Below are 9640 nucleotides of genomic sequence, written 5' to 3'. Positions count from 1 at the left end.
TCCCGACGTCGCGTACCTGCCCCCGCCCGCGCCCTATCCCGGGGGCGCCACCCCGCCGCCCGGCAGGGCCCCGGCGCCATCGCCGAGCCGCACGTGGTGGCCGTTCGCCGCGGCCGCTGCCGCGATCATCGTCATCCTCGCGATCGTCGTGTCGCAGCTCCTCGGCGACGGCAGCCCCGGCCCCACCACCCCGGTCGCCCAGCAATCGAACGCCACCATTCCCGGGACGACCGGCCCGACGATCACCCAGACCCCGACCGGTCGCAGAACAACCGAACCGACTCCCTCGGGAACAACCGAGTCGACTCCCCCGGCAACAACCGGCCCGGCCACACCGTCTGGCACACCGCAGGTCACCGGGACGACCAACCTCTCCTCCATCAAGCCAGTCAACAACGGTAACGTCACCGTGAGTACCGGGTCGGAGCAGGTCGGGACAACCACCTACCCGTTCAGCGTCCGTCTTGCCTGCAGTTATTACGGTGCCACCGTCACCTACAATGTCGCGGGGTATGCGTTCCTGGACGCGGTGATCGGTGTTCCCAATGACGCCACCAATGCGACGGGTAACACCACGGCCCTCACGTTCGTCAAGGACGGCTCGACCCAGCTGGGTTCACCGATCAACATCGCTCTCGGGCAGCCGCAGCAGGTTCACCTGGACCTGCAGGGCGCCCAGCAACTGGTAATCAAGTGCAGCCCCACTGTCAACACCACCCACCAGGCGACCAACATGGATATCGTTTTGGGTGACGCCACCTTCGGCCCTGGAACCTCGGTCGCGAGCAGCACGAAGTCGTCCTGACGACTGACCTGGACGGGGCGGCGCCGGCAACCCACCGGCCCGCCTCACCCACCGACGGCGCGGTGCGCGGAAGGCGGGACATGGACGCGCAGGTTCCTGCGGACCGGTGGGTCCTTGCTTATGAGTACGGACCGAGGCGGTGCCGGGTGCCGGTCGGGGGGCGGCTGCAGGTCGGGCGGACGCTGACGGTCGGCCGGGAGGCGCGGCTGCCCCTCGGGGTCGAGATCCCGAACACGCGAGTCTCCCGTGAGGCGCTCATCGTGACCGCGACCGAGTTCGGCTGGGACCTCGACGTCCGCAACCGCAACGGCGCGACCCTGCATGCCTGGGGTCAACCGCCGCAGCCAATCGCCGGGCAGGTACGGGTCACCTGGCCGCGCGCCGCCGTCCGGATCCTCACCCGCGACCTGCCGGCCGAGACGTACCACTGGGTGCTGCTGGAGGCCGACATGCTCCCGTTCCCGACGGCGGATCCGCACCCCTCCCGGGACACCACGACCGGCATGACGGCCAGCCCGCCGTCGCCGTTGCCGATGACGCCGCCGCAGGAGGAGGCCGTGCGGCTCGTCTTCGCGGACCTGCTGGCTTGGCCGCCGTCGCTGCCGGCGAAACCGCTGCAACTCAAGCAGGCCGCCCGCCTGCTGAGCATCAGCGAGCAAGGCGTGCGCGACCGGCTGGGCTGGGTCCACGACCGCGCGCTGCGGCTCGGCCTGCACCAGGAGGTCGGACTGACCGCGCCCGAATACCTCTATTTCCTCGTCAGCGCCGGTTACCTCACCCCGCCGACCGTGCAGTCCTACCGTGTGCAGCGCCCGTGGCTGGACGAGCACTGATCTCTGCCACGCGGACGGGTGGCAACCACCGGGACGTCAGGACCCGGCGGACCGTGAAGCCGACCGCCACCCTTCACTCGATCACGCATCCCAAAGGTTGCATATCCGGGGAAGATGCGCAACCATTGGGATGCGCGTCATGGACCCATGGCGTGAGTGGACGAATGGATGTGCCGCCGTGACGAAGTGGCGGGCTAATCCGTGGGCCATGCTGATCACACTGCCCCTCGGCTACTTCATGACCATGCTCGATCTGACGATCGTCAACGTAGCCGTGTTCGTGCTGGCCTTGGCGGGAGCCGGCCTAGCCCAGGCTCCAGCCGCGCTCATCGCGGCGCGGGCCAGTTCCGGGCGGCCGCCCCGGCGCCGGCCGCCGCTACCACCACCATCTGAGCGACACGCGACTCGCAACCAGATGCTTGCTCGTTCATGCTAGTCTCGCAACCATAGTGCAGCGTATATGGATGCACTGGGACTTAACGACGAGGAGAAACTGAGGATGACGACGGATACCGATCGCATTCAGGAACAGATCTTGATCTCGGCGCCGGTTGAGCGCGTGTGGAGCATCCTCACCGAGGGCCAGTTCCTCGGCAGCTGGTTTGGCAACGGGGAACCGGCCCGCGTCGACCTGCGGCCCAGCGGCCTGATCTTCTTTGACCACGGAGTACACGGCTCCCTGCCCGCCCGGATCGAGAAAGTGGACCGGCCGCGGCAGCTGTCCTACCGGTGGTCGCAGGGCGACGCCGGCACCGAGCCCACGGATGGCAATGCCACGCTGGTCGAGTTCACCCTTGACCCGGTGGCCGAGGGCACGGTCCTGCGGGTCGTGGAGAGCGGGTTCAACAGCCTAAGCGACCTCTCCGCCGAGACCGTGTATGCCCGCCGGGCCGCGAACCTTCAGAACTGGCCGGGAAAACTCGATTTCCTGCGTCTGCGGGTGGAACAATTCGTGGGATGATCGAAGAGCGAGGGCCGGTCGACGACGTGCTCTTGGCGTTGGCCGATCCGGTCCGCCAACATATTCTGCGGGTGCTGATCAACGAAGGGAACGGGACGGCCACCAAGCTGGCCGCCGAGTTGCCCGTCAGCCGTCAGGCCGTGGCCAAACACCTACAGGTCTTAGACCGGGCCGGACTGGTCACCGGCAACCGCTCCGGCCGCGAAGTCCAGTACGAGGTCCAGCCGCGCGCCCTTGATGAAGCGGCCCGGTGGATGGCCGGGATGGCCACCGAATGGCACTACCGCCTGCAGGTCATCAAGCGCCTGGCGGAGACCCAGGAGGAGTGACCCGGAACCAAAAGAAAAAGGAAAACGCCGGTCAGGACGGCGTCATCACCGCACCGGAACGAGAGCAGAAGGGCCCCGACACCAGATCGGGGCCCTTCTTCGTGTCCGCGCCGGACCTACGGGATACGGGATACGGGAGAACATCCCGCACTCATGAGACCGCCGGCCGGAGGCCGAGGTAGGTCGGCCCGGAGTACGGGACTTCCCCGTCCTCGCTCCTGCGACCGCCCGTCCGGACCGCCGGGCAGAATCCCGAGCATGATCCCAAAAATGCCGCAGATCGGGGATTGGGCCAGCTTCGAGGAGCTCGAGGCGCTCACCGGCAAGCACCTCGACGACGTGCTCACGCGAGCGCTCACCACGCCCTTCTACTCCCGGCGTCTCACCGGCCCGGTCACGGTGGACGAGTTCGACTCGCTGCCGCTCACGACCAAGGAGAACCTGGTCGAGGCGTACCCCTTCGGCCTGAAGGCGGTTCCACAGACCGAGCTGGTCAACTACTTCGAGTCCAGCTCCTCCGGCGGGCACCCCACGCCCGCCTACTACACCCGTTCCGACTGGGTCGACCTGGTGGAGCGCTACGCCCGCAAGCCGATCGGTTTTCGGCCTGCGGACGTCCTGCTCGTGGGCGGCGAGCCGTTGAGCGATGCCCGCCGGGACCGGTTGAGCGAGCTGTGGGGTACACGCACGACCCCACCAAAACTCAACACCAAGAACGATGGGTGACGACTCCCGAAGGCGACCCGCCAGACAGGCGAAGATCGAGGTGCGGCGTCAACCGCCCATGGCGGTACCGCAGGGCGGGAGGCGAAGATCCGCACGGAACAGGTCTCAATCACGCAACGCACTGAATTCTATGATCAACGTGCGGCCAGGCCGGCAACGGTCTGCGGAACGCCCTCGAACGCGCCGACCGGCGCGAGCCGACCATCCTGCCCCACCGCCCAGCCGAGAACCCGGCGGCCGTCGGTGTCGATCGCGTACAGGTAGCGGCCGTCGGAGGTGATGGCCTCGTCACGGATGCCCTTCGCATCCCTCCCGGTCGAACCCGCCACCGGTTCGAGGAGCGTGAGCCCTCCATCGTTGTCGACCTGATAGCTCGAGACCGTTCCATCACCGAAGTTCGTCACGTAGGCGAACCGCCCGTCCCTGGTCACGGCGGCCCAGCAGACCTCGCTACGGGTGTCGCCGACCGAACCACTCACCGCAGCGAGCCGGCCCGCGCCCGCCACGGCATACGAGGAAGCCGCCGCGGCACCGGCCTCACCACCGAAGGCCTCAGTCACGATCATCGAGCCCTGCGGGGTGAAATCGAAGCCGTAGGGAGTCCGCCCAGCGGCCGGGATCGTCGTGGGACCATCGGCATAGCCGCGCTCGTCGATCCGATAAGCGCTGATGCTGTTCGTCCCACGTTCGGTGACCACCAGCGTCCGGCCGTCCGGGCTGAAGGACACCTGGGCCGGATCCGCGTTGCCGGCGCTCAGGGACCTCGCCGAGCCCTCGAGCGGGGTCAGCCTCCCGTCCCGAAGGCGAAAACCACTGATGTTCGGCGTGCCGTTGTTGAGCACGTAGACGAGGTCGCCGTTCACCGCGACGCTCGTCGGCCTGGCACCACCGGAGGAGACACGATCGGAGAGCCGCAGCCTGTCGTCCTCCGCCATGAGCAGGGACAGGTCATCGCTGCCGGCGTTCGTGATCAGGAGCCACCGACCGTCGTCGCTGAGAACAACGGAACTCTGCGACGGCAGGTGCGGAGTTCCGGTTCCGCGGCCGCCGGTCTCGAAACGCCCCAACAGAGCAAGCATGCCGTCCGCGGAACGCCTGAAGGCGACAGCCTCGTTCCTGGCAACATCATTGGTCTGGACGTACACGGCAGCGCCCATCGCGCTCCGATTACCTACACGTTCAGTCATCGTTCTCCTTCGAGCTCATGGGCATCGAATTTCAGGTTCCCGATGAGCCCACATCTACCCGTACCCGGTGAGGCCACAAACCCGACGGCGGAGGAACGCGGTATCCACCGTGAAAAAGCGCAGGCCAGGACACCGGATGCCGGTACCTGCAGAAACGTGCGCCACGATGCGTCCGCCCGTCGGGGCGCTGGATCATTCCGGCACGATGCAGGATCCGCCAGACCGTAACGACCCCGACCGGATAGCCCAGCCCGACGGGCTCGCCCTGGATCCGGCGGTGACGCGAGGTGCGTACCCCAGCCCAGCCCAGCCCCGCGACGCCGCGTCCCCTGTTGCCGGTCGCTCGTAGTCCAAAGTTGGTTAGATGAAGACGATGCCGAGCGAGCCGATGACCGCCCGCGGGCGCGCGAGTCGCGAGCGGATCGTCGCGCGCGTTGCGGACGTCGTCGCCGAGCACGGTGTGCGGGCGGTAAGTCTGGAGCAGGTGCTGGCCGCGGCCGGGGCGAGCAAGAGCCAGCTCTACCACTACTTCGGCGGCCGGGACCAGCTTATGGAGGCGGCGGTGGCATACCGGTGCGAGCAGGTCGTCGCGAGCCTGACGCAGGCGTTCGCCGCAGTGGCGACGATGGCGGACCTCGAGCGCGTGCTGGCGGGTTTCGTCGCCGCCTACGAGCAGGACCCGTCCGGATGCCCGATCGGGACGCTGGCCAGCGACGTCGCCGGACACCACGAGGGAGCCCGCGAACGGGTCGTCGCCGCGTTCGCCGCGTGGGAGCGGCTGTTCTCCGACGCGTTCGAGCGGATGCGGGCGGCGGGTGAGCTGCGGGCGGACGCCGCACCCGGCCAGCTCGCCACAGCCGTGCTGGCGGGTCTTGAAGGCGGCATGCTCCTGAGCGAAACCCGCCGCGACGGCACGTCGCTGCGGATCGCGGTGGACGCGGCGCTCACGTTCGCGCGCACGTTCGCCACGGTCTGACCGCCCACCGGACTGGACGGAATCGTCCAGTCCGGTCTAGCCTTCGCTGGACGATTCCGTCCAATCTGAAGGTGGTCGATGAGCGTCCCGTCCGATTCAGTCCTTGCCACCCGCCGCGGCGTACTCACGCTGGGGCTGCTGTGCACGGTCCAGTTCCTCGACATCGTCGACTCCTCGATCATGAACGTCGCGTTGCCGTCGATCCGCCGCGACCTGGGCTTCTCCCAGCAGAACCTGCAGTGGGTACTGTCCGGCTACGTCGTGACCTACGGCGGGTTCCTCCTGCTCGGCGGCCGAGCGGCGGACGTGCTCGGCCGCCGCCGCGTGCTGGTCGCGGGCACGACCGTGTTCGCGGTCTGTTCGCTGGCCGGCGGCCTCGCCACACACTCAGGGACGCTGATCGCAGCGCGGGTCGCCCAAGGCATCGGCGCGGCGCTGATGGCACCCGCCGGACTGTCGATCCTGACCACCACCTTCACCACCGGCCGTGACCGCACCCGGGCGCTCGGCGTGTGGGGCGCGATGAGCGGGCTGGGTGCCGCCGTCGGCGTGTTCCTCGGCGGCGTGCTCTCGCAGGGGCCCGGCTGGCGGTGGGTGCTCTTCGTCAACATCCCCGTCTGCGTCCTCGTCGGCGCCGCCGCGTTCCGCCTCGTTTCGGCCGAACGGGCCCGCGGGCCGCGCGCCGGCTTCGATGCCGGCGGGGCGATCCTGGTCACCGGCGGGATGCTGCTGGGCCTCTACGCGCTGGTGAAAGCGCCCGACGCCGGCTGGGTCACCGCGCACACGATCGGCGAGCTGGCATGCGCGGCCGTGCTGCTCGCCGCCTTCGCCGCCAACGAACGCCGCGTCCGCGACCCGCTGTTCCCGTTCACCCTGTTCCGCGTCCCGGGGCTGGCGGCGGCGGACGCCACCCAGCTGCTCGCCTTCGCCGGCTTCCTGTCGATGTTCTTCTTCCTCACCCTCTACATGCAGAACGTGCTCGGCTACTCCCCGATCCGCGGCGGGGCCGCCTACCTGCCCGTGACCGCCGGCATCATGCTTGCCGCGGGAGTGTCGACCCAGCTCGTCGGCCGTCTCGGAACCCGGCCGATCATCACCGGCGGTGCGCTGATCGCCGCCGGTGGGATGTACTACCTGTCCCGCGTGCCGGTCCACGGCTCGTACCTCACCGACCTGCTACCCGGCCTTCTGATCATGTCGGTGGGGCTCGGTGCCGTGTTCGTCACCGTCACCACCGCCGCCAACGCCGGTGTCCCCGCCGACCAGGCCGGGCTCGCCGCCGGCCTGCTCAACACGTCCCTGCAACTCGGCTCCGCGCTCGGGCTCGCCGTCTTCTCCGCGCTCGCCACCGCCCGCACCCACCACCTGCTCGCCGGCCACACCGCCCCGCAGCAGGCGCTCGCGTCCGGTCTTGCGCGAGCGCTGCTCGCCGGCAGCCTGTCCGTTCTCGCCGCCGCCCTGATCGCCCTGCGTGCCCCCAACATCCGCCCACAAGCCGCCCACCCCGCGCCCGCGCCCGACGCCGGCACCCGACGCCTCCTGCGCCCCGCGGCCGAACCAGCCGAATAGGCCGCACCCGGACCTACCCGCCCGCTCGCACACCGACGACGAGGACCCGTCATGACCACGACCACCACCCCGACGACCCAGACCTACCGGGTCTTCATCCGCGCCACCCCGCAGCAGATCTGGGACGCGATAACCAAACCCGAATTCAGCCCCGGCTATCTTTTCGGCGCACTGGTCGAAACCACCGGGACAGTCGGCTCACCGTTCCGCTACCACTCGCCCGACCGTACCGCCCTCTGGGGCGACGAGACCGTCCTCGACGCCGACCCGCCACACCGCCTCGTCGTCGGCTACCGCGCGCTCTACGACCCCGATCTCGCCACCGAAGCCCCCAGCCGGGTCAGCTGGCACGTCGCCTCCGAAGAAAATCGAGTCAGCCTGCTCACCGTCACCCACGACCGTCTCGAGGGCGCCCCCAAGACCGCCGCGCGCGTCGCCGACACCGGATGGATGCGCGTCCTGTCCGGCCTCAAAACCCTGCTCGAAACCGGCGAACCGCTGAACGCCGGCTGACCTGCGGCCCCCTGGGGGTTCGCCGCACCGTCCACCCCGCGGGATCCCTGCCGCGGAGGCCACGGCTACGTGCAACCGAACACCCTCATACAAATAGATCTTCGCAGATTGATCGTCTGACCGGGCGCGAGGCGATGCTGCCCGTGCTCGTCGTCGATCGGCACGAGCGATCGGGGAAGGCCGAGCCTTCGGCCAGGGATGCGGCGTACCAGCCACGCGACGGCGGAGGTGCGCGGTGACGGTGACGGTGACGGTGACGGTGACGGCAACCATCGTGGTCAGGGCGATGAGCCCGGGGAGCGCGCCGTCACCGGCCGGCCAGTCCAGCCCTGCGCCGTCAGCGGCCCAGAACACTCCAAACGAAGTGGTCAGGACACCGACCGCAAATGTGATCGTGTTTTCCGGGATGCGGGTCAGGGGCCGTACGACCGCCGCCCCGACGGCGGTCACGGTGAGCACGGCGCATCCGGCGGCGGCCGCGGTCAGCGGTGTGCGTCCGCTGGTGGCGCCGGTGGTGACGACGATGAGCCCGACCTCGAGGCCTTCCAACAGGACGGCCTTGAACGCGAGAGTGAAACCGTAGCCATCGAGGTGACCACCGACGGGTCCGGCGTCGACGGCGGCGGCCTGGTAGCGGGTGAACACGGCCTGTTCGTCGCGCAACGGTTTGCTCCCGGCGGCGCGCAGGACCGCTTTGCGTAGCCACCCGACGCCGACGGCGAGCAGCAGCACCCCGACGACCAGCCGGAGCGGAGCCAGCGGGACGCGGGCGAGCGCCGGTCCGGCCGCGGCGACCACGACCGCCAGGACCGCGGTCCCACCGGCGGTACCGAGCAACACCGGCCGCCAGCCGCGGCTGATCCCGACGGCCAGCACGATGGTGAACGCCTCCACCGCCTCGACCGTGCAGGCGAGGAACGTCGTGGCGAACAGGAGCGGCGCGTTCACCGGCCCGGCCCCGAAGGTGGCGTGTCCAGCCGGTCGGGATCGGCCGCCGCGTCGGAATCGGCCGCCGCGTTGGGATCGGCCGCCGCGTTGGGATCGGGATCGGCGGCCGGATCGTGCCGGGCGCGGTAGCGGTGCGCGGCGAACAGCCCGGCGGCGAACACCAGCAGCAGCCCGGTGGACGCCCAGCCGGCCGCCTTCTCAACCTTTGCGTAGGAGGCGCCGGCGGCGTAGCCGAGCAGGGTGAACCCGATCCCCCACAGCAGACCGCCGGCGGCGTTGAAGGCCAGGAACCGGCGGTAGGGCAGCCGGGACGCCCCGGCTAGGCCGGGCATGACCGCCCGCAGGAACGCGGTGAACCGGCCGAGGAACACCGCCCGGCCCCCACGGGTTCGCAGGTAGACACGGGCCCGGTCGATCGCCCGGTGGCGCCGGCGCAAGATCGGCAGCGCCAGGATCCGGTCACCGAAGTGCCGGCCCACCTCGTAGCCGACCGTGTCACCGCCGATCGCGGCGGCGACCACAATCGCGGCCATCCCGGGCAGGCTGACCGCATGCTGGCTGGCCAGTACCCCACCGAGCAGGACCGCGGTCTCACCGGGCAGGACGAACCCGAGAAAAACCGCGGCCTCGGCGAAGGCGAGGGCACCGATGAGGGCGTAAGCGGCCGGGCCGTGCAGGACCAGGAGATGCCCGAGCAGCCCTCCACCCGCCGCGGTGATCATGGTGGTGGCGGTCATCGCAGCCACCGGGCACACAGAACATGGATGAGGAGGGCCATGGTTAGTGGGGCCAA

11 protein-coding genes and 2 pseudogenes are annotated in these 9640 nt (G+C 69.5%); 10 read left to right on the top strand and 3 right to left on the bottom strand.

What is annotated here, in order from left to right; genetic code table 11:
• From U9979_RS20485 to U9979_RS20460, 6 genes and pseudogenes are all read left to right on the top strand, one after another.
• A pseudogene (locus U9979_RS20485) lies at window positions 1–805 on the top strand (hypothetical protein); the annotation flags it as partial.
• A 146-nt stretch (window positions 806–951) separates the two neighbouring features.
• The gene (locus U9979_RS20480; protein ID WP_322780650.1) at window positions 952–1638 is read left to right on the top strand and encodes a hypothetical protein; all 687 of its coding nucleotides are present in this window, start codon (window positions 952–954) and stop codon (window positions 1636–1638) included.
• 178 nt (window positions 1639–1816) lie between these two features.
• Window positions 1817–2074: a hypothetical protein gene (locus tag U9979_RS20475; protein ID WP_322780649.1), complete on the top strand. Its 258-nt coding sequence runs from the start codon at window positions 1817–1819 to the stop codon at window positions 2072–2074.
• 63 nt (window positions 2075–2137) lie between these two features.
• Window positions 2138–2599, top strand: coding sequence for an SRPBCC domain-containing protein (locus U9979_RS20470; protein WP_322780648.1), 462 nt, complete (start codon window positions 2138–2140; stop codon window positions 2597–2599).
• Window positions 2596–2928 (top strand): metalloregulator ArsR/SmtB family transcription factor, encoded by a 333-nt coding sequence (locus U9979_RS20465; protein ID WP_322780647.1) that lies wholly within the window; start codon window positions 2596–2598, stop codon window positions 2926–2928. The genes U9979_RS20470 and U9979_RS20465 overlap by 4 nt, the downstream gene beginning before the upstream one ends.
• A 258-nt stretch (window positions 2929–3186) precedes the next feature.
• A complete protein-coding gene (locus U9979_RS20460) occupies window positions 3187–3654 on the top strand; it encodes a hypothetical protein (protein WP_322780646.1) in 468 nt (155 codons plus the stop codon).
• Between the two features lie 134 nt (window positions 3655–3788).
• On the opposite strand, the gene U9979_RS20455 is transcribed toward U9979_RS20460, so the two are convergent.
• Together U9979_RS20455 and U9979_RS20450 are read right to left on the bottom strand one after the other, a co-directional pair.
• Entirely contained in the window at window positions 3789–4841 is a 1053-nt protein-coding gene (locus U9979_RS20455) for a lactonase family protein (RefSeq protein WP_322780645.1), read from the bottom strand.
• A gap of 84 nt (window positions 4842–4925) precedes the next feature.
• Window positions 4926–5121, bottom strand: a pseudogene (locus U9979_RS20450) (integrase); the annotation flags it as partial.
• A gap of 84 nt (window positions 5122–5205) precedes the next feature.
• Between U9979_RS20450 and U9979_RS20445 the strand changes: the two are divergent.
• The 4 genes from U9979_RS20445 (at window position 5206) to U9979_RS25355 (ending at window position 8601) form a co-directional block, all read left to right on the top strand.
• Window positions 5206–5817, top strand: coding sequence for a TetR/AcrR family transcriptional regulator (locus U9979_RS20445; protein ID WP_322780644.1), 612 nt, complete (start codon window positions 5206–5208; stop codon window positions 5815–5817).
• A 78-nt stretch (window positions 5818–5895) separates the two neighbouring features.
• The gene (locus tag U9979_RS20440) at window positions 5896–7386 is read left to right on the top strand and encodes an MFS transporter (RefSeq protein WP_322780643.1); all 1491 of its coding nucleotides are present in this window, start codon (window positions 5896–5898) and stop codon (window positions 7384–7386) included.
• Between the two features lie 51 nt (window positions 7387–7437).
• Window positions 7438–7899, top strand: coding sequence for an SRPBCC domain-containing protein (locus U9979_RS25360; protein WP_322748261.1), 462 nt, complete (start codon window positions 7438–7440; stop codon window positions 7897–7899).
• A gap of 198 nt (window positions 7900–8097) precedes the next feature.
• Window positions 8098–8601: a hypothetical protein gene (locus tag U9979_RS25355; protein WP_416220269.1), complete on the top strand. Its 504-nt coding sequence runs from the start codon at window positions 8098–8100 to the stop codon at window positions 8599–8601.
• Window positions 8602–8843: 242 nt separating this feature from the next.
• Here U9979_RS25355 and U9979_RS20430 read toward each other — a convergent pair whose 3' ends face one another.
• Window positions 8844–9584 carry a DedA family protein gene (locus U9979_RS20430; protein WP_322780641.1) on the bottom strand — a complete coding sequence of 247 codons (741 nt, stop codon included), beginning with the start codon at window positions 9582–9584 and terminating at the stop codon, window positions 8844–8846.
• Window positions 9585–9640 lie beyond the last annotated feature (56 nt).

It is taken from the genome of Protofrankia sp. Cas4, assembly GCF_963555915.1.
Classification (GTDB): Bacteria; Actinomycetota; Actinomycetes; order Frankiales; family Frankiaceae; genus Protofrankia.
The sequence above is the reverse complement of the archived record's forward strand: the minus strand, read 5'-3'. Positions and strand labels throughout refer to the sequence as shown.

What these genes read in the sequence shown, in the direction of transcription:
- U9979_RS20470 (WP_322780648.1), top strand. Translation starts at nt 2,138, where the DNA reads ATGACGACGGATACCGATCGCATTCAGGAACAGATCTTGATCTCGGCG.
- U9979_RS20465 (WP_322780647.1), top strand. Translation starts at nt 2,596, where the DNA reads ATGATCGAAGAGCGAGGGCCGGTCGACGACGTGCTCTTGGCGTTGGCC.
- U9979_RS20460 (WP_322780646.1), top strand. Translation starts at nt 3,187, where the DNA reads ATGATCCCAAAAATGCCGCAGATCGGGGATTGGGCCAGCTTCGAGGAG.
- U9979_RS20455 (WP_322780645.1), bottom strand. Translation starts at nt 4,841, where the DNA reads ATGACTGAACGTGTAGGTAATCGGAGCGCGATGGGCGCTGCCGTGTAC.
- U9979_RS20445 (WP_322780644.1), top strand. Translation starts at nt 5,206, where the DNA reads ATGAAGACGATGCCGAGCGAGCCGATGACCGCCCGCGGGCGCGCGAGT.
- U9979_RS20440 (WP_322780643.1), top strand. Translation starts at nt 5,896, where the DNA reads ATGAGCGTCCCGTCCGATTCAGTCCTTGCCACCCGCCGCGGCGTACTC.
- U9979_RS25360 (WP_322748261.1), top strand. Translation starts at nt 7,438, where the DNA reads ATGACCACGACCACCACCCCGACGACCCAGACCTACCGGGTCTTCATC.
- U9979_RS25355 (WP_416220269.1), top strand. Translation starts at nt 8,098, where the DNA reads ATGCGGCGTACCAGCCACGCGACGGCGGAGGTGCGCGGTGACGGTGAC.
- U9979_RS20430 (WP_322780641.1), bottom strand. Translation starts at nt 9,584, where the DNA reads ATGACCGCCACCACCATGATCACCGCGGCGGGTGGAGGGCTGCTCGGG.